We start from the raw sequence: 17,831 nt of genomic DNA on the forward strand, positions 1-17,831 counted from the left end.
CCATTCCTTCTCTCGGCACGGACAAGCCCCCTCTCCCTTTAGGGAGAGGGCTGGGGAGAGGGAGCGGGGCCACTCCAAGGCACCTGTGCTGCCGGTAAGCACCATTCGCGAGCAAGCTCGCTCCTACGAGGAACGCGGCAAATGATGGGATATCGGAGGATGGTTCGCGTAGCGCGAAGCCCCCTCAAAGATGCGCAATCAACTCCTCCAGCGCCTTCGCCTGGTCGTCCGCCAGGTCGATGATGTGGAAGCCCGCCCAGCCCAGCTGACCCTCGCCGCCACTGCGGCTCCACAGGCAGTCGGCGCCCAGGGTGATCTCGCCCACCTCGTGCAGCGGCGGCAGGGGCACCAGGCGGCATTCCAGCACCGAATCCGCTGCCGGCACGTCGACGCCGCAGAGCATGAAGCCTTCGACGGAGAGGTCGGCCAGGCGGCCGAGGCTGCGTCCGGTGTGGCGGTCGAAGACCTCGACCTTCAGGTCCGTGCTGTGCCGGTTGTGCTGGCGGCGTTCGTCCATCGCTTACTCCTCGGATGGGCTGTTGGGGCGCCCGGCAAAGCGCTGCAGCATGCGGTAGATGGCGCCGAGCGCGCGGTCGACCAGGGGCTGGGCCCCGGCTCCGGCCAGGCGCACCTTGCCCTGTTCCATCTCCAGCGCCAACTGGCCGATGGGTTTGACGGCGACGCGCTGCCCCAGGTGATCGACGAACATATAGTTGCGCGTGGTGGGGCTGAACCAGGACAGCTTCAGGCGCCGTGGCGGCGTGCTGTCGGTGAACTCGAACCAGGTGCCGAATTCGATGCGGCGCAGTTCCTCCATGATCGCCCGGGCGCGGATGGACAGGCTTTCCTCGGTCTGCCGCTCGGCCACGCTTTCGCCGTCGAGCATCGCCCCCAGCGGGCTTTCCGGCAGTTCGGGGTGCAGCCTGGCGGCGATTTCCGGCTGCTGCGCCTGGATCGCGTGCTGGCAGGCGACCAGGTCCTGCAGCAGGCGGCGGATGCCTTCCTCGTGGTAGCCGCCGAGCACTTCCAGGCCCTTGCGCAGGTCTTCCAGCAGCGCCGGGCGCATGGCTTGCAGGCGCTCGCGGCCGGCGCTGTCCTGCGGCGTGACGCTCCAGGCCAGTTGCTCGGCGATCTCGCAGGCGCGGCGCCATTCATCGCTGTCCTCGCCGTTGCGCAGGATGATGAAGGTCAGGGCATCGGCCCAGCTGAGGTCGAGAAAATTGCGCACCAGTTGCGGTAGTTCGCGTTCGGCGCAGGCGTTGCGGATGACCTCGATCGCCTGTTCGCGCGCGCCCAGCAGCCGGTCGCGGCCGCGGGCCGCCTCGGTGGCGCGGCGTTCGCGCAGTTCGGCCTTCTGGCGGATGTTGCCGATGTATTCGTTGAAGTCGCCGAGCAGCTCGTCGAACAGGCGCAGGTCGCCGGCGAAGTCCTGGATCACCCGCTCGACCACCCAGTGCATCTTCGCCAGCAGCCCGCGCTCCTCGCCGTCGCCGCCGTACAGCGAGCCGGCCTGGGCCATGGCGTTGAGCAGGCGGCGGGCCGGGTGGTGGTGCTGGGTGAACAGCGCCTTGTCCTGCAGGGCCACCTTGAGGAAGGGCGTGTGCAGGTGGGAGAGGGTGGTCTTGCAGCTGTCCGGCAGGCTTTCGTCGTCGAGGATGAAGTCGAAGACCATGCCGACCAGGTCGATGACGTCGGCTTCCTGGTCGGTCAGCTTGTTCTGCCCGGGGCGGTCGCTGCCGGCTTCCAGTTGCTGGTGCAGGTCCTCCTTGAACTGCTGGACCGCCTGGGGCTGGCGGATGCGCCGGGCGAGGTCCTGGGCGGAGATACGCTGCAGGCGATTGAGCGCGTCGAGCAGTTCCCCGGCGCTGTAGGTGCGGGTCGCCCCGCGTGGCGTCAGGCGGGCGATGCTGTCGCTATGGCCGAAGTTCTCCAGGCCGCGCCGCCGGTGTTCGGCGAGCAGGGCGTTGAGGCCGCCGTAGAGCGCCTGCTGGTCGCTGGGCGGGTAGGGCGGCAGCTCGCTGAAGTCCAGCGGCGGCGCTTCGGTGCTGGCGGATGCGCCCGGGGCGCCGGGAGGCACCGCGGCGTTGCTGCCTCCGCTGCCAGTATCGGCCGGCGCCGCTGGCGTGGCTTGCCCGGGGGCCGCTGCACTCGGGCGTGGTGCCGGGCGAGAGCCCTGCTGGGCGCGGTAGCGCAGGTTGGGCAGGATGCCGGCTTCGGTCAGGCGTCGGTTCAGTTGTTCATATAGAGGTGGCAGGTTGCGCATCACCTGCTGGTCGAACAAGACATAGAGCACGGTCTTGATGCGCAGGGCGAAGCGGCTTTCCGCGAGCATCTCGCGGAAGCACTGGGCGATCGCCTGGGGGCCGAAGGGGTTGCTGTCCTCGGCCAGCTTGCTGCCGTTGTTGAGCAGGGCCAGGCGCTGGTCCAGGGCGAACAGGGATTGCGCGCACTGCGCCTTGACCTGGTTCACCATGTTGGTGATGAGCAGGGTTTCCTCGTATTCCTCGTTGCCGACCAGGGACAACTGCTCGACGTCCAGCTCCTCCAGGTGCGCCCGGGAGGGCAGGGTGCCCTGCATGAAGTCGCCAAGGCCCTTGGCGAAGCGCTGGTGATAAAGGCGCTCAAGGGTGGGGCGCTGGCGGCGGATCTCGCGCATGCTGTCGAAGAACAGCGCCTGCACCTGGTTGTTCTCGGCCTTCTCTGCGCATTCGAAGAGGGTGTCGTCGACCTGGGCGAAGACCGCTCCCAGGAGTTCCGCCAGGTGGTTCATCGCCAACTGCCGGCAGCCCTGTACCAGCTCGCCGAAGCGTGGCTGGATGGCCCGGCTGGCGACGTTGGAAGACGGCGGGGTGTCCTTCGAACTCATGGGCGATCCTGTCCGTGATCTCAGTGCCTGCAGGCGAGGGCAACTTTGTTTTATGCAGATATAGCAATCTGCCTGCCGGCCTGCAAAGAAAAAGAAGAAAAACTTTTTGGATCAGAGGGTTGACAGTCCGTTCGAGACCCGTAAAATGGCGCGCCTCTGATACGGGAAACGGCAACGCCGAAACGTAGAAGGGATTGGAAGGCTCGTCGTTCCGCGATAGCTCAGTCGGTAGAGCAAGTGACTGTTAATCACTGGGTCCCTGGTTCGAGTCCAGGTCGCGGAGCCAACTTCCAAGCGGGGTATAGCGCAGTCCGGTAGCGCGCCTGCTTTGGGAGCAGGATGTCGGGAGTTCGAATCTCTCTACCCCGACCATATCGAGGGTCGTTAGCTCAGTCGGTAGAGCAGTTGGCTTTTAACCAATTGGTCGTAGGTTCGAATCCTACACGACCCACCATCTTCCAGCCGGTCGCCCAGGTGAGCGGCAATCGAAAAGCCCGCGGTCTCGTTGAGATTGCGGGCTTTTTCGTTTTTCGGCATGGGGTTTGCCGGTGCTGGGATTTGTAGGAGCGAGCTTGCTCGCGAACCGGCCGGTGACTTCTGCGCTCGGGTTCAACTCCGTCCCCTCTCCCTGAAGGGAGAGGGGACTGTTCGGAGTGCGTGGGTATTCCTGAGTTAGCCGGCAGCGCCGAAGGTTTCCAGCTGAAACCATTCCTCCTCTCGACACGGACAAGCCCCCTCTCCCTTCAGGGAGAGGGCTGGGGAGAGGGGCTCTTGAGGATGTACACCAAGTCATCCGGCATCCTCCATTCGCGAGCAAGCTCGCTCCTACGAAGAGCCGAACCATCCCTTTAGCGTCAGCTGGTACGACTGAAACCTCGCTGAAATACAAACCCAATCACGCTGTCATTTCGCCGAGCTAATGTTTTTCACCGTTTGTACCCTTCGCGAAATCAGTCATATCCGGCCGGGTTTTGCCCAGTCAAAAACGGCCAGCCAGTCAGAATCTGAAACGCTTTTCCCACCCGAATCGCTTACTGCGGCGATGTGTCGCACTCTGCGCAGGGCGTTTGCGACGGCGTTTCCAGCTCTCTTGATCGAGATCATTTTCAACCTCGCGGCGCTGTTATAAAGCGCCTCGCCAAGGCGCCTTCCGATGCGGCTGGATGCCGCGCCAGCCGTAGTATCCAGGCCTTTCAGCGATGACTGCAGGAAGGCTCCGAAAGGCACTTTTCCAACCTTGCATTTCCTGTGGGAATTGCTCGTTTTTCGAGCAGTGGCGGCGGTCACTCTTAACCCTGGCGAGATAATGTCTTGTTAAAAATGAGACCATCAGGCCTTGCCAGTGGTTTCTGAAATGTCTTGTAATATCGCCCGCCCATTCCTGACCCCATAGCGCCTCGGTTCCAGCGTCGCAGAACCTTGGCAGGCACCCGCCGCAGGCGGTGCTGGAATAACAACGAGGGGCTGACTGTGGTGGGTTTCTGCTCAACAACGAGTAGGGCAATCCGCTCGTGAACAGGTGTCGGCCAGGCAGGCTTCCGAGGAAGCGGCAGGGCAGGCGCCAACACGCTGAATAACACGGAACGAATCAGCACACGGATCGGTTTCGCTACGCGAAAGCCGGGCTGGGTTCCTTTTGCCTTGTTTTCTTGCAGCGCCGATTCGCTACCCCATGGATCCACTAAGACGTCTCGCCTTGGAAGGCGCGGCGGGCAGTTCGTCGAGCATGAACCCTGCGTGGGTAAATCTCATGGGCGGTGTAGCTATGTTCATCCATTAAGGCCGCAAGATGAAAATAGACCAGTACTCTGGATACCTGAAGAGATTGTCCGTGCTGCTCCCCCTGCTCTCGCTGGGTGGTTGCAACATGGTCCTGTTCGACCCCAAGGGGCAGATCGGCGTCGACGAGAAGTCGCTGATCATCACCTGCACCCTGCTGATGCTGCTCGTGGTGGTGCCGGTCATCGTCATGACCCTGGCATTCGCCTGGAAATACCGCGCTTCCAACACCAAGGCCACCTACATGCCCGACTGGGCGCACTCCACCCGCATTGAGGTGGTGGTGTGGCTGGTGCCTTGCATCATCATCGCCATCCTCGGCTGGCTGACCTGGGAATCCACCCACAAGCTGGACCCCTATCGCCCGCTGGATTCCGACGTCAAGCCGATCACCATCCAGGCCGTCTCGCTGGACTGGAAATGGCTGTTCATCTATCCGGAACAGGGCATCGCGACCGTCAACGAGATCGCTTTCCCGAAAGACACCCCGGTGAACTTCCAGATCACCTCGGACACCGTGATGAACTCCTTCTTCATCCCGCAACTGGGTAGCCAGATCTACTCGATGACCGGGATGCTGACCAAGCTGCACCTGATCGCCAACGAAGAAGGCGTGTTCGACGGCATCTCCGCGAACTACAGCGGCAGCGGCTTCTCCGGCATGAAGTTCAAGGCCATCGCCACTTCCGAGCAGGGCTTCCAGGACTGGGTCGCCAAGGTCAAGTCCGCCCAGGCCGGCCTCACCGAGGAAGGTTTCCCCGAGCTGGCCAAGCCGAGCGAGAACGTTCCGGCTACCTACTTCTCCTCGGTCACCCCGGACCTGTTCCAGCACATCCTGACCAAGCACGAGCGTGCTGGCCTGGCGATGGGCAAGGGCAAGGCTGAACACGCCGAAGGCGAAGCAGAATCGCAATCCAATCCGAGTATCCAGGAGTAACCGCGCAGATGTTCGGGAAACTGACTCTGTCGGCCGTGCCCTACCACGAGCCGATCATCATGATCACGCTGGCGGTCGTTGCCCTGTTGGGCATCGGCGTCTTCGGCGCGATCACCTACTACCGCAAATGGACCTACCTGTGGACCGAATGGCTGACCTCCATCGACCACAAGAAGATCGGCGTGATGTACATCATCGTCGCCCTGATCATGCTGCTGCGCGGCTTCGCCGACGCCATCATGATGCGCGGCCAGCTGGCCCTGGCCGAAGGCGCCAACCACGGCTTCCTGCCGCCTGAGCACTACGACCAGATCTTCACCGCGCACGGCATGATCATGATCATCTTCATGGCCATGCCCTTCATGACCGGCCTGATGAACCTGGCCGTGCCGCTGCAGATCGGCGCCCGCGACGTGGCCTTCCCGTTCCTGAACTCCCTCAGCTTCTGGCTGCTGGTGGTCAGTGCGATGCTGGTCAACGTGTCCCTGGGCCTGGGCGAATTCGCCCGTACCGGCTGGGTGGCCTACCCGCCGCTGTCCGAGCTGGCCTACAGCCCGGGCGTGGGTGTGGACTATTACATCTGGGCCTTGCAGATATCCGGCATGGGTACGCTGCTGACCGGTATCAACTTCCTGGTCACCGTGTTCAAGATGCGCACCCCGGGCATGAAGCTGATGCAGATGCCGATCTTCACCTGGACCTGCACCTTCGCCAACATCCTGATCGTCGCGTCCTTCCCGATCCTGACCGCGGCCCTGGGCCTGCTGTCGCTGGACCGCTACCTGGACATGCACTTCTTCACCAACGAGCTCGGCGGCAACGCCATGATGTACATCAACCTCTTCTGGGCCTGGGGCCATCCTGAGGTGTACATCCTGATCCTGCCGGCCTTCGGTATCTTCTCCGAAGTCACCGCCACCTTCGCCGGCAAGCGCATGTTCGGCTACACCTCGATGGTGTGGGCGAGCGCCGCGATCACCTTCCTCGGCTTCACCGTGTGGCTGCACCACTTCTTCACCATGGGTTCGGGCGGCGACGTCAACGGCTTCTTCGGCGTTGCGACCATGCTGATCTCCATCCCCACCGGGGTGAAGCTGTTCAACTGGCTGTTCACCATCTACCGTGGCCGCCTGCGCTTCGACACCCCGATCCTGTGGACCCTGGGCTTCATGATCACCTTCACCATCGGTGGCATGACCGGCGTTCTGCTGGCTATTCCGGGTGCTGACTTCCTGCTGCACAACAGCCTGTTCCTGATCGCTCACTTCCACAACACCATCATCGGTGGTGCGGTGTTCGGCTACCTGGCCGGCTTCGTCTTCTGGTTCCCGAAAGCCTTCGGCTTCAAGCTGGACGAGAAGTGGGGCAAGCGTTCCTTCTGGTGCTGGCTGGTCGGCTTCTACATGGCCTTCATGCCGCTGTACATCCTCGGCTTCATGGGCATGACCCGTCGCCTGAACCACTACGACAACCCGCTGTGGAAGCCGTACCTGGTGGTGGCGTTCTTCGGCGCCGTGCTGATCCTGTTCGGCATCCTCAGCCAGCTGATCCAGCTGTTCGTCTCCATCAAGAACCGCAAGCAACTGGCCGACGTGACCGGCGACCCGTGGGGCGGCCGTACCCTGGAATGGTCCACTTCCTCGCCGCCGCCGTACTACAACTTCGCCGAGCTGCCGGTGGTGCGTGATGTCGACGCCTTCCACGAAATGAAGCAGAACGGTCGCGCCTACCAGGCCCCGGCCTCGTACAAGCCGATCCACATGCCGAAGAACACCGCCGCTGGCTTCTCCATCGCGCTGTTCGCCTTCATCTTCGGCTTCGCTGCGATCTGGCACATCTGGTGGCTCGCGGGCATCGGCTTCGTCGGCATGATCGCCTCCGTCATCGTGCGCAGCTACGTCACCGACCTGGACTACTACGTCCAGCCGGACGAGATCGAGCGCATCGAGAACCGCCACTTCCAGCAACTCGCCAAACAGGTCTGATCCATGTCTACGGCAGTATTGAGCAAACACTCGGTCGCCCACGAAGCGGGGCATGACCACGATCACGAACACCACGACGCGGGTGGCATGACGGTCTTCGGCTTCTGGCTGTACCTGATGACCGACTGCATCCTGTTCGCCAGTGTCTTCGCCACCTACGCTGTGCTCGTCGGCCATACGGCCGGCGGCCCCAGCGGCAAGGACATCTTCGAACTGCCCTACGTGGCCGTCGAAACCGCGATCCTGCTGATCTCCAGTTGCACCTACGGCCTGGCCATGCTGGCCGCGCACAAGGGCGCCAAGGCCAAGGCCATCGCCTGGCTGGGCGTGACCTTCCTCTGCGGCGCCGCGTTCATCGCGATGGAAGTCAACGAGTTCCATCACCTGATCGTCGAAGGCTTCGGCCCGAGCCGCAGCGCGTTCCTGTCGTCCTTCTTCACCCTGGTCGGCATGCACGGCCTGCACGTGACCGCCGGCCTGCTGTGGATGCTGGTGCTGATGGCGCAGATCGGCAGCCGTGGCCTGACCGCGCAGACCAACACCCGCATGATGTGCCTGAGCCTGTTCTGGCACTTCCTGGACATCGTCTGGATCTGCGTATTCACAGTCGTCTACCTGATGGGGGCCGTGTAATGAGCGCCGCTGCACACGACAACCACGGCGCCGGCCACGGCAGCCTGGGTTCCTACGCAATCGGTTTCGTGCTGTCGATCATCCTCACCGCGATTCCGTTCTACATGGTCATGGACGGTGGTTTCACCCGCCACGCGACCATCCTCACCATGGTCATCCTTGGCCTGGTGCAGGTGGTGGTGCACCTGGTGTGCTTCCTGCACATGAACATGTCCTCGGAAGGCCGCTGGAACGTGATGGCGTTCATCTTCACGGTGATCGTCATCCTGCTGGTGGTGGGCCTGTCGCTGTGGATCATCTTCAGCGCCGATGGCCTGATGATGCCGATGGTGAACTGAGGCTGACGACGTGAAGCTGAAGCGTTATCTCCTGGTGACCAAGCCGGGCATCATCTTCGGCAACCTGATCGCCGTGGCGGGGGGCTTCTTCCTCGCCGCGCGCGGCAGTGTCGACCCGATGCTGCTGCTGGCGACGGTGATCGGGCTGTCGCTGGTGGTGGCCAGCGGGTGCGTGCTGAACAACTGCATCGACCGCGACATCGACCGCCACATGGAGCGGACCCGCGGCCGCGTGACCGTGACCGGGCAGATCTCGCTGAAGGCCGCCCTGGCCCACGGTGTGGTGCTCGGCCTGGCCGGCTTCGGCCTGCTGCTGTGGAAGACCAACCTGCAGGCGACCCTGATGGCGGCGTTCGGCTTCGTGGTCTACGTCGGCTTCTACAGCCTGTGGCTCAAGCGCACCTCGATCTACGGCACCCTGGTGGGCAGCCTCTCCGGGGCCATGCCGCCGGTAGTGGGCTACTGCGCCGCGGCCGGTCACTTCGACATGGGCGCCGCGGTGCTGCTGCTGATCTTCTGCCTGTGGCAGATGCCGCACTCCTACGCCATCGCCATCTTCCGCCTGAACGACTACAAGGCGGCGGGTATCCCGGTGTGGCCGGTGGCGCGTGGCATCGAAGCGACCAAGCGGCAGATCCTCTACTACGTGCTGGCCTTCGGCGCCGCCACCCTGCTGCTGACCGTGACCGGCTTCGCCGGCTACGGTTACCTGGTGGTGGCCCTGGCGGTCAGCGCCTGGTGGCTGTTCATCGCCGTGTCGGGCTTCCGCGCCGAAGACGATCGCCTGTGGGCACGCAAGCTGTTCGCGTTCTCCATCATCGCCATCAGCGTGCTGAGCCTGATGATGTCGATCGACTTCCAGGGCCTCCCGGCCCCGGCGCTGGTCGCCGCGCTCTAAGGCAAACCAGTGGTACGAAAAAGCCGCCCCGAGGGGCGGCTTTTTCATGCCTGGAAAAACATCGCGGACGATACGGTGCGGACGGGCACGGCTTTTCGTAGGAGCGAGCTTGCTCGCGAACAATAGACCCACCGCCGAACCCTCCTGTAGGAGCGCGCCCTGCGCGCGAATCGCGGGCAGGGCCCGCTCCTACAGGGAGCACGGGGCGGATCGCGGATGAATCCGCTCCTACAGGCGTACGGGCCCCCTGGCGTAGGATGGGTTGAGCGAAGCGATACCCATCACTGCGACCGCATGGGTTTCGTAAACTCAACCCATCCTACGAAAGGCGCCTCGGCGTAGGGCGCATAACCGTTCGCGGTTATCCGCCGTTTCCCGGCGCGTCAATGCAACTTCAACCGCGGCTCGGTGCTGCGCCCGATGCGGTCGCCGATCATCATCAGCGCCGTGCGCGTCACGCCGTACAGCGCCATCTGGTGCATGCGGTACAGCGAGATGTAGAACATCCGCGCCAGCCAGCCTTCCAGCTTCACGCTGCCCATCAGGTTGCCCATGAGGTTGCCCACGGCGCTGAAACGCGACAGCGAGATCAGCGAGCCGTAGTCGGTGTAGTGGTACTCCAGCAGCGGCTTGCCGTCCAGGCGCGCCACCAGCGACTTGGCCAGCAGCGAGGCCTGCTGGTGCGCGGCCTGGGCGCGGGGCGGCACGTTGCGTTCGCTGCCGTCGCCGAGCGGGCAAGCCGCGCAGTCGCCGAAGGCGAAGATGTTCTCGTCGCGGGTGGTCTGCAGGGTCGAACGCACCACCAACTGGTTGATGCGGTTGCTCTCCAGGCCATCCAGGTCCTTCAGTAGGCTGGAGGCACGGATACCGGCGGCCCAGACCTTGAGGCTGGCGGGGATGAACTCGCCGCTGGCGGTCTTCAGGCCCTCGGCGGTCACCTCGCTGACCGGCGAGCCGACCATCACCCGCACGCCGAGCTTCTCCAGGGTGCTGTGCACCGGCTGGCTGATGCGCTCGGGCAGCGCCGGCAGCACCCGCGGGCCGGCCTCGATCAGGGTGATGCGCATGTTCTCCGGCTGGATGCCGGTCAGCCCGTAGGCGGCCAGTTCCTGCGCGGCATGGTGCAGCTCGGCCGACAGCTCGACGCCGGTGGCGCCGGCGCCGACGATGGCCACGCTGATCTGGTCGTCCTCGCCCTGGCGCGCATGGGCGCGCAGGTAGTGGGTGAGCAGCTGTTTGTGGAAGCGCTCGGCCTGCTCGCGGGTGTCCAGGAAGATGCAGTGCTGCGCGGCCCCGGCGGTGCCGAAGTCGTTGGTGGTACTGCCGATGGCCAGGACCAGGGTGTCGTAGTTCAGGGTGCGCGCCGGCAGCAGCTCGCGGCCGTCCTCATCGAGGGTGGCGGCCAGCTGGATGCGTTTGGTCGCGCGGTCCAGCCCGCTCATCCGGCCGAGCTGGAACTGGAAGTGGTTCCATTTCGCCTGGGCGACGTAGTTCAGCTCATCCTCCGAGGAGTTGAGCGAGCCGGCGGCCACTTCGTGCAGCAGGGGTTTCCAGATGTGGGTGAGGTTGGCGTCGACCAGGGTGACCTGGGCGCGGCCCTTCTTACCCAGGGTGCGGCCGAGACGGGTCGCGAGCTCCAGCCCGCCGGCGCCGCCGCCGACGATCACGATACGATGGGACATGGGACGTACTCATAGCTAGGGAATCCTGTGCGGGCCGGCGGCGCTGCTAATGCGCGAGGTAGGCCAGGAGGCGGCTGAGCAGTCCCAGGACGATGACCACGAGGGTGAGCCCGGCCATCATCAGCCAGGGCTTGAAAGGTGCACGCTCGACTTGGTGAACGGGCGAGCTGAGGTACTGCTCGACCTTCTGCTGGTCTTCGGGGCTCAAGCGACTGGGCATGGGCGGCCTCCGTTTCTAATGCCGAGCATTCTAGTCGGCTGTTGGCTCGCGCTCAATCCGACCCGGCGGTCAGAGCCCGACACCGTTGTCCAGCAGCACCACGCGGCCGAGCTGGTCGCGCAGGAAGTCCGGGGCGTCGTCGTGGGCGAAGATCACCCGGGCGAAGTTCGGCCCCACCAGCGACAGCGAACGCCAGCCCTGGCGCAGGAACTCGGTGGGCGGCGGAAAAGGGGTGTTGAAGTCCGGCGTTTCGCGCTTGAGGCTGACGAAGGCGAGCAGGTCCAGCTCGCCCGGGTCGATGCCGCGCTCGCTGTAGTTGTGCGCCTTCTTGCGCAGGGTCGGCGCCAGGCGCCGCTGCAGTTCGGCGCAGTTGATCCGCCTGGGCTTCTGTTCGCGGCGGATCAACTGGCGCAGGCTCTGAGCCAGGCGCCGGCGCTGCAGCTCGTCGCGCCATTCCTCGTTGAGCCGGCGGCCCTCGTCGAGGACGAAGAACACCTCGACACAGGCATCGCGGAACAGCACGTCCGGCGGCTGCTGTTCCGGCGCGATGAACTCGTCCTGGCGAAAGGGCACCTTGAGCGTCTGCAGCAGGCGCTCGCAGGCCCAGCACTCCCGGTCCCACTTGCGCGCGTTGGAGAGGAACTCATTGGCCAGTTCCGCCTGGCGCCGGAGCAGGTGCAGGTAATCGGTTTCATTCATATCAACAGCTTAGCCGCTGCTGGCGCTTCGGTCCCGCTGCGACATGACGCCTCACCCCACGGCTGGGCAAAAGCGGTGGAATCGGCGGCGCCCTGTGTACACTGTGGCGATCCTTCCCCGGAGCCCTTCAGCATGTTCCTGCGCAGCGCCTCGACCGCCGATCACCCGCGGCTCATCGCCCTCTGGGAACGCACGCCGGGCATCCAACTACGCAGCGATGACGAATTCGAACCCTTCGCCGCCTACCTCGCGCGCAACCCCGACCTCAGCCTGGTGCTGGAGGCCGAGGGTGCGCTGATCGGCAGCCTGCTGGTCGGCCATGACGGCCGCCGCGGCTACCTGCAGCACCTGGTGGTGGACGCGCCCTACCGCGGCCGTGGGCTGGCCCGGCGGATGCTCGACGAGGCCCTGGCACGCCTGGCGCGGCTGGGCATCGGCAAGTCCCATGTCTTCGTCCTGCGCGACGCCCCCGAAGCGCTGGCCTTCTGGGAGGGCCAGGCCGACTGGGGGCGGCGCGACGACATCCTGATCTATTCCGCCGGAGTCTGAGTAATGAGAAGAGTCTGCGTCGCACTGTTGCTGTCCCTGGTCCCGCTGTTGGCCGTGGCCGCCGGCGAGGCGGGTGCCCCGGCGGGCTGGACGCTGCTCGACCAGTACGACAAGTCCTACACCCAGAACGATGACCTGAAGGTCCTGCTGGTGGCGCGCGACATGGCCGGCGGCAAGCTGGTGAAGGCCGCATTGGAGGGCCGCCCGCAGGGTTACCTGGAGCAACGCCACGCGGTCTTCGTCGCCGACATCAGCCGCATGCCCTCGCTGATCTCCAAGATGTTCGCCGTGCCGGCCATGCGCGACTACAACTACCGCGTGCTGCTCGACCGCGAACCGCGGGTGGCCAGCCACTTCCAGGTGCCGGAAGACAGCGTGCTGTGGATAAGCCTGCAGCAGGGCAGGGTGGTCGCCAGCCAGGCCTATACCTCGGCGCCCGCGTTGCGTGAGGCGCTGGAGCAGGCCGGCCCGTGATAGCTGCACAGTTGCTCTCGGAAGAGAGCCTGGCCCTGGGCTGGGCGATCTACCTGCCCGCTCTGGCGCTCGCTGCGTGGCGCGCACCCTGGGTGGAAATGGTCAGCGACTTCCGCCGCCAACACCTGGTGTTCGGCACCATGCTGGCGTTGTTCCTGCTGTGGCTGGTGCGCCGGGACTTCGCCTCGGGCCTGTCCTTCCACTTCATCGGCATGACTGCGGTGACCCTGCTGCTGGACTGGCCGCTGGCGCTGCTCGTTGGCCTGGTGGCGCAGCTCGGCCTGTGCCTGCTGGGGCGCCAGGACTGGGTGGCGATCGGCGTCAACGGCGTGCTTCTGGTGCTGGTGCCGGTGTTCATCACCGAAATGGCCGCGCTGTTCGTCGAGCGCCGCCAGCCACGCAACCTGTTCGTCTACATCTTCTGCTCGGGCTTCTTCCCCGCGGCGCTGGCGGCCCTGTGCTGCATGCTGCTGGGCCTGGGCCTGCTGTGGGCCGACGGCATCTTCCCGATGCCGCCCTGGCTGGACGACTTCATCGGTTACCTGTGGCTGATCATGTTCCCCGAGGCCTTCATCAACGGCACCGTGGTTACCGGCCTGGTGGTGTTCTACCCGGACTGGCTGGAAACCTTCAACCGCACCCGCTACCTGCAGGCGCCCTGGAAGGAAGAGAAGAAGGAAGAGGGCAAGAACGACGAGGATGACCCGCATTGATGACAGCCAATTCGCCGCTGTCATCCCTTTCCTCGGATTGATCCAGGTCAGTTCGCCACAACCGCTACGCCGGGACACTCTGCTGCCCCACAGCAATGGAGAACGGCATGAGTATTCACAGTTGGGCCGAACAACGTCTTCACGAACTGCTGCTGGAAGCCGAAGCGGCAGGCATGGACACGCACCTGGTACTGCGCGCCCTGCTCAGCTCGGTGGTGCGGGCCAACGCCCAGGTCCGCACGCAAGAAGACCTGGCGCACGAACTGCACTTCCTCGCCGACAACCTCGACGAGGATCGGGACTACGCGTTCATGCGGCCGTGAAGACGATCAGGGATATTCCTGGCGCGAATGCAGGACGCTGATGACCTCGATGCATTCAGCGTCGATCCGGTAGACCAGGATGTAGTTGGGATGGACCACGACTTCTCGTGTGCCGGGTACTCGTCCATGACGGTAAAGGTAGGGATGCTGGGCCAATGGCAGCACGGCAGACTCCACTCGTTCCTTGAGGCGCCTCGCTGCTTGGGGATCTTCGTTGGCTATATAGACGAGAATGGTCGCGAGGTCATCACTGGCGCTCCTGCGCCAGATGATCGATAGCACTAGTCGTTGCCCTGGTGCCTGGCTTCGGCCTGGGCAATGATGCTGTCCATGTCGGCCATTACCTCATCATGGGGGCGCCCCGGTTGGTTGTCCGTGAGGGACTTCTGCACCTTCTGGCGGACCCAGCGATCATGGCTGGCTGCCTGCTCCGGGGTTTCGAACTCGGAGACGATGGGGGAAAGTCGGGCGCTCATGATCCGGGCCTCTGCTGCGATTCTTGTCAGTTTACACCCCGGTGTGGACCAGGGCGCAACCGTGAAATCTCTGGTTGGTTCGTAGGAGCAACAGTTTTACCGACTGCGCCGAGATGCTCTTTGTAGGATGGGTTGAGCTTGCGAAACCCATGCGGCCGGGGTGATGGGTGTCGCTTCGCTCAACACCATCCTACGGGGTGTTTTGCCGGAAGGTGTAGGAGCGGATTCATCCGCGATGCCGGCCAACAGGCCGGCCCATCCCACCTCGCGAACCCTCAATGCCCCCGCAGTGGTGGGGCATCCAACTCCCCGGAGAACACATCGTCCTCCAGGTCATTGCCGGGAATCGCATGCTCCTCGGCGGCCCAGGCGCCCAGGTCGATGAGCTTGCAGCGCTCGGAACAGAAGGGGCGGTAGAGGCTCTTGGCACTCCACTCCACCGGGGCGCCGCAGGTCGGGCATTCAACGGTCAGGGGCTGGCTCATGGGCGTCCTCCGCGCAGGCTGAGATAAAAGTCGTGCAGGCGCTCCACTTCGCGCTGCAGGTGGCCGAGATCGCGGTCGTTCAGCAGTATGTCATCGGCATGCTTGAGGCGGTCGTCGCGCTGCGCCTGCGCCTGCAGAATGGCGCGCACCTGTTCCTCGGAAACGTTGTCCCGGCGCACGGTGCGCTCCAGCTGCAGGTGTTCGGGCGTATCCACCACCAGTACCCGCTGGGACATGCGGTGCTGCCCGGATTCCACCAGCAACGGCGAAACCAGGATGGCATAGGGCGACTCGGCCTGCGCCAGGTTGCTGGCGATCTCCTGGCCGATCAGCGGGTGCAGCAACTGCTCCAGCCAACGGCGCTCCTCCGCGGACTGGAAGATGCGCTCGCGCAGGGCGGCGCGGTTCAAGGTGCCGTCGGGCTGCAGCATGGCTTCGCCGAAGCGCTCCACGATGCTCGCCAGCGCCGGCCGGCCGGGCTCGACGACCCAGCGCGCGGCATGGTCGGCATCCACCATGTGCACGCCGAGGTTGGCGAAGTGGGCGGCGGCGGCGCTCTTGCCGCTGCCGATGCCGCCGGTGAGGCCAAGAATCCAGGATTTCATCGTACTCCTCGCGCCAGGCTCCCCGTCGCCCCGCGAACGTAGGGGCACAGGCGAGCCAGCGTTCGAGCAGGAGCTACCGGAAACCGGCGAACTGCAGATAGGTAGTGGTTATTTGATCACCCCAGAGCAGCGCAATCCAGCCGGCGATGGCCAGATAGGGCCCGAAGGGGATCGGCGTGCTGGTCTCGGCATTGCGCAGGCGCAGCAGAATGACGCCCAGCACGGCCCCGACCAGGGACGAGAACAGAATGGTCAGCGGCAACACCTGCCAGCCACCCCAGGCACCGAGCATGGCCAGCAGCTTGAAGTCGCCATAACCCATGCCTTCCTTGCCGGTCAGCAGCTTGAACAACCAGTACACCGACCACAGGCTCAGGTAACCGAACACCGCGCCCCAGAGCGCATCGCCCAGGCTGGCAAAAAGCCCGAAGTAATTGACGATCAACCCCAGCCAGAGCAGCGGCAGCACCAGCGCATCCGGCAACAACTGGTGGTCGACGTCGATCATGCTCATGGCCAACAGCCCCCAGGTCAGCAACAGCATGGCCCCGGCCTGCCAGGTAAAGCCGAAGTGCCAGGCAACGAAACCGGAGAGCAGGGCGGTGGCCAGCTCGACCAGCGGATAACGCGCACTGATCGGCGCCTTGCAGGCCGAGCACTTGCCGCGTAGGGCCAGGTAGCTGACTACGGGGATGTTCTCCCAGGCATGGATCTCATGGCCGCAATGAGGGCACTGGGAGTTGGGCAGGACCAGGTTGTAGGTGGCCTTTTGCTCAGGCTGGGGCAGGGAAAGCGCATCACGCGCCTGCTGTTGCCATTCCAGCTCCATCATCTTCGGCAGGCGGTGAATGACCACGTTGAGGAAGCTGCCGATCAACAGACCGAGCAGGGCAGCGCATAAAACAAAGGCCAGCGCGTGGCTGGCCAGGAAGTCGAGTACAGGCATGCTTAGACGACGTTGCCGAGTTGGAAGATGGGAAGGTACATGGCAATCACCAAGCCGCCGACCAACACACCAAGAACGGCCATGATCATAGGCTCCATCAGGGTGGTGAGGTTATCAACGGCATTGTCGACTTCTTCTTCGTAGTAGTTGGCTACTTTGTCCAGCATGGCGTCCAGCGAGCCCGATTCTTCGCCGATAGCAGCCATCTGTACCGCCATCGAAGGAAAGACTCCGGTGGTACGCATGGAGAAGTTGAGCTGGGTGCCTGAAGAAACGTCTTGCTTGATCTTGTTTACCGCATTGCGGAAGACGACGTTGCCAGTGGCGCCGGACACCGAGTCTAGGGCTTCCACCAGAGGAACACCGGCGGCAAAGGTAGTAGATAGTGTGCGTGCGTAGCGTGCGACAGCGGATTTGTAAATGATTCCACCAACGATCGGTAGTTTTAGAATGCCGCGATCAACGGAGTCACGAAAACTCTCTGATCGCTTATGGGCTTCTTTGAGTGCGAATGCAACTACAAATAGCCCAATCAGAACGATAAACCACCACTCTTGCAATACTTCGGATAGACCGATAACCATTCGAGTGAAAGCTGGTAGTTCTGCACCAAAGCTGGAAAAAACGGTTTGGAATTGAGGGACAACTTTAATCAGCAGGATTGCAGAGACAACGATTGCGACAACTATTACTGCGATGGGGTAGGTCATCGCCTTTTTGATTTTGGCTTTGAGGGATTCGGTCTTTTCCTTGTACGTCGCTACTCGGTCCAGCAGTGTTTCCAATGCACCGGACTGCTCGCCCGCGTCCACCAGATTGCAGTAAAGGTCGTCGAAGTACTGAGGCTTCTTACGCAACGAGTTAGCTAGGCTGTTGCCGGAGGCCACTTCTTGTTTGATGTCCTCGACCAGTTTCCTCATGTTGGGGTTGTCGAAGCCCTCGGCAATGATGTCGAAGGATTGCAGGAGCGGAACCCCCGAACCCATCATGGTTGCCATCTGCCGAGTAAAGAGGGCGATGTCCATGGGCTTGATTCGCTTGCCCTTGCCTAGCAGCGAAATGCCTTTCTTGCGCACCTTGGTAGGGTTGATGCCCTGCTTGCGCAGTTGCGCCTTGACTAGCGCGGTGTTGGTGCCGGAAAGCTCCCCTTTTACCTTCCCACCCTTGCGATCCGTACCCTCCCAGGTAAAGACGCTCATTTTCAGTGCTTTTTCCGCCATGGA

The 17,831-nt window shown here is 63.6% G+C and carries 20 protein-coding genes and 3 tRNA genes; 12 read left to right on the forward strand and 11 right to left on the reverse strand.

What is annotated here, in order from left to right; genetic code table 11:
* Window positions 1–184 precede the first annotated feature (184 nt).
* Entirely contained in the window at window positions 185–517 is a 333-nt protein-coding gene (locus ACTWJ5_RS05155; RefSeq protein ID WP_043274046.1) for a PilZ domain-containing protein, read from the reverse strand.
* A gap of 3 nt (window positions 518–520) precedes the next feature.
* The gene (locus ACTWJ5_RS05160; RefSeq protein ID WP_116422675.1) at window positions 521–2,866 is read right to left on the reverse strand and encodes a DUF1631 domain-containing protein; all 2,346 of its coding nucleotides are present in this window, start codon (window positions 2,864–2,866) and stop codon (window positions 521–523) included.
* A gap of 210 nt (window positions 2,867–3,076) precedes the next feature.
* Between ACTWJ5_RS05160 and ACTWJ5_RS05165 the strand changes: the two genes are divergently transcribed.
* From ACTWJ5_RS05165 to cyoE, 8 genes are all read left to right on the forward strand, one after another.
* Window positions 3,077–3,152 (forward strand) — tRNA-Asn (locus ACTWJ5_RS05165).
* Window positions 3,153–3,161: 9 nt separating this feature from the next.
* Window positions 3,162–3,238, forward strand: a tRNA-Pro gene (locus ACTWJ5_RS05170).
* A 6-nt stretch (window positions 3,239–3,244) separates the two neighbouring features.
* Window positions 3,245–3,320: transfer RNA gene (locus ACTWJ5_RS05175), tRNA-Lys, on the forward strand.
* Between the two features lie 1,335 nt (window positions 3,321–4,655).
* On the forward strand, window positions 4,656–5,582 hold the full coding sequence (gene cyoA / locus ACTWJ5_RS05180) for a ubiquinol oxidase subunit II (RefSeq protein WP_009617601.1): 927 nt from the start codon (window positions 4,656–4,658) through the stop codon (window positions 5,580–5,582).
* An 8-nt stretch (window positions 5,583–5,590) separates the two neighbouring features.
* Entirely contained in the window at window positions 5,591–7,567 is a 1,977-nt protein-coding gene (gene cyoB, locus ACTWJ5_RS05185; protein WP_444437628.1) for a cytochrome o ubiquinol oxidase subunit I, read from the forward strand.
* A gap of 3 nt (window positions 7,568–7,570) precedes the next feature.
* Window positions 7,571–8,200 (forward strand): cytochrome o ubiquinol oxidase subunit III, encoded by a 630-nt coding sequence (gene cyoC / locus ACTWJ5_RS05190; RefSeq protein ID WP_009617605.1) that lies wholly within the window; start codon window positions 7,571–7,573, stop codon window positions 8,198–8,200.
* Window positions 8,200–8,538: a cytochrome o ubiquinol oxidase subunit IV gene (cyoD, locus tag ACTWJ5_RS05195; protein WP_009617607.1), complete on the forward strand. Its 339-nt coding sequence runs from the start codon at window positions 8,200–8,202 to the stop codon at window positions 8,536–8,538. Before cyoC ends, cyoD begins: the two co-directional genes overlap by 1 nt.
* 10 nt (window positions 8,539–8,548) lie before the next feature.
* Window positions 8,549–9,436 carry a heme o synthase gene (cyoE, locus tag ACTWJ5_RS05200; RefSeq protein ID WP_043272262.1) on the forward strand — a complete coding sequence of 296 codons (888 nt, stop codon included), beginning with the start codon at window positions 8,549–8,551 and terminating at the stop codon, window positions 9,434–9,436.
* 383 nt (window positions 9,437–9,819) lie between these two features.
* Here cyoE and ACTWJ5_RS05205 read toward each other — a convergent pair whose 3' ends face one another.
* The 3 genes from ACTWJ5_RS05205 to ACTWJ5_RS05215 all read right to left on the reverse strand — a co-directional run bounded on the left by ACTWJ5_RS05205 (window position 9,820) and on the right by ACTWJ5_RS05215 (window position 12,037).
* Window positions 9,820–11,118 (reverse strand): NAD(P)/FAD-dependent oxidoreductase, encoded by a 1,299-nt coding sequence (locus tag ACTWJ5_RS05205; protein ID WP_444437630.1) that lies wholly within the window; start codon window positions 11,116–11,118, stop codon window positions 9,820–9,822.
* A 46-nt stretch (window positions 11,119–11,164) separates the two neighbouring features.
* Complete coding sequence (locus ACTWJ5_RS05210) at window positions 11,165–11,338, reverse strand: DUF3094 family protein (RefSeq protein ID WP_009617611.1); 174 nt, start codon at window positions 11,336–11,338, stop codon at window positions 11,165–11,167.
* A gap of 69 nt (window positions 11,339–11,407) precedes the next feature.
* The gene (locus ACTWJ5_RS05215) at window positions 11,408–12,037 is read right to left on the reverse strand and encodes a DUF1780 domain-containing protein (protein WP_444437632.1); all 630 of its coding nucleotides are present in this window, start codon (window positions 12,035–12,037) and stop codon (window positions 11,408–11,410) included.
* Between the two features lie 132 nt (window positions 12,038–12,169).
* On the opposite strand from ACTWJ5_RS05215, the gene ACTWJ5_RS05220 reads away from it, so the two are divergent.
* The 4 genes from ACTWJ5_RS05220 (at window position 12,170) to ACTWJ5_RS05235 (ending at window position 14,096) form a co-directional block, all read left to right on the forward strand.
* The gene (locus tag ACTWJ5_RS05220; protein WP_074977488.1) at window positions 12,170–12,586 is read left to right on the forward strand and encodes a GNAT family N-acetyltransferase; all 417 of its coding nucleotides are present in this window, start codon (window positions 12,170–12,172) and stop codon (window positions 12,584–12,586) included.
* A gap of 3 nt (window positions 12,587–12,589) precedes the next feature.
* On the forward strand, window positions 12,590–13,060 hold the full coding sequence (locus ACTWJ5_RS05225; protein ID WP_444437634.1) for an FAD/FMN-containing dehydrogenase: 471 nt from the start codon (window positions 12,590–12,592) through the stop codon (window positions 13,058–13,060).
* Window positions 13,057–13,773 carry an energy-coupling factor ABC transporter permease gene (locus ACTWJ5_RS05230; RefSeq protein ID WP_444437636.1) on the forward strand — a complete coding sequence of 239 codons (717 nt, stop codon included), beginning with the start codon at window positions 13,057–13,059 and terminating at the stop codon, window positions 13,771–13,773. Before ACTWJ5_RS05225 ends, ACTWJ5_RS05230 begins: the two co-directional genes overlap by 4 nt.
* Window positions 13,774–13,880: 107 nt before the next feature.
* Window positions 13,881–14,096: a hypothetical protein gene (locus ACTWJ5_RS05235; protein ID WP_444437638.1), complete on the forward strand. Its 216-nt coding sequence runs from the start codon at window positions 13,881–13,883 to the stop codon at window positions 14,094–14,096.
* 6 nt (window positions 14,097–14,102) lie between these two features.
* Here the strand turns inward: ACTWJ5_RS05235 and ACTWJ5_RS05240 are convergent, their stop codons facing one another.
* The 6 genes from ACTWJ5_RS05240 to ACTWJ5_RS05265 form a co-directional block, all read right to left on the reverse strand.
* On the reverse strand, window positions 14,103–14,378 hold the full coding sequence (locus ACTWJ5_RS05240) for a type II toxin-antitoxin system RelE/ParE family toxin (RefSeq protein ID WP_116422667.1): 276 nt from the start codon (window positions 14,376–14,378) through the stop codon (window positions 14,103–14,105).
* Window positions 14,378–14,572: a type II toxin-antitoxin system RelB family antitoxin gene (gene relB, locus ACTWJ5_RS05245; RefSeq protein ID WP_444437641.1), complete on the reverse strand. Its 195-nt coding sequence runs from the start codon at window positions 14,570–14,572 to the stop codon at window positions 14,378–14,380. The genes ACTWJ5_RS05240 and relB overlap by 1 nt, the downstream gene beginning before the upstream one ends.
* A 275-nt stretch (window positions 14,573–14,847) precedes the next feature.
* Window positions 14,848–15,057: a DNA gyrase inhibitor YacG gene (yacG, locus tag ACTWJ5_RS05250; RefSeq protein ID WP_043272268.1), complete on the reverse strand. Its 210-nt coding sequence runs from the start codon at window positions 15,055–15,057 to the stop codon at window positions 14,848–14,850.
* Complete coding sequence (gene coaE / locus ACTWJ5_RS05255) at window positions 15,054–15,662, reverse strand: dephospho-CoA kinase (RefSeq protein ID WP_444437642.1); 609 nt, start codon at window positions 15,660–15,662, stop codon at window positions 15,054–15,056. Before coaE ends, yacG begins: the two co-directional genes overlap by 4 nt.
* Window positions 15,663–15,735: 73 nt before the next feature.
* Entirely contained in the window at window positions 15,736–16,608 is an 873-nt protein-coding gene (locus ACTWJ5_RS05260; RefSeq protein WP_444437644.1) for a prepilin peptidase, read from the reverse strand.
* A 2-nt stretch (window positions 16,609–16,610) separates the two neighbouring features.
* Window positions 16,611–17,828 (reverse strand): type II secretion system F family protein, encoded by a 1,218-nt coding sequence (locus ACTWJ5_RS05265; protein ID WP_253390072.1) that lies wholly within the window; start codon window positions 17,826–17,828, stop codon window positions 16,611–16,613.
* Window positions 17,829–17,831 lie beyond the last annotated feature (3 nt).

Origin of the sequence: Pseudomonas sp. A6, assembly GCF_052367875.1 — a bacterium.
In the GTDB taxonomy this organism is placed as follows: domain Bacteria; phylum Pseudomonadota; class Gammaproteobacteria; order Pseudomonadales; family Pseudomonadaceae; genus Pseudomonas; species Pseudomonas citronellolis.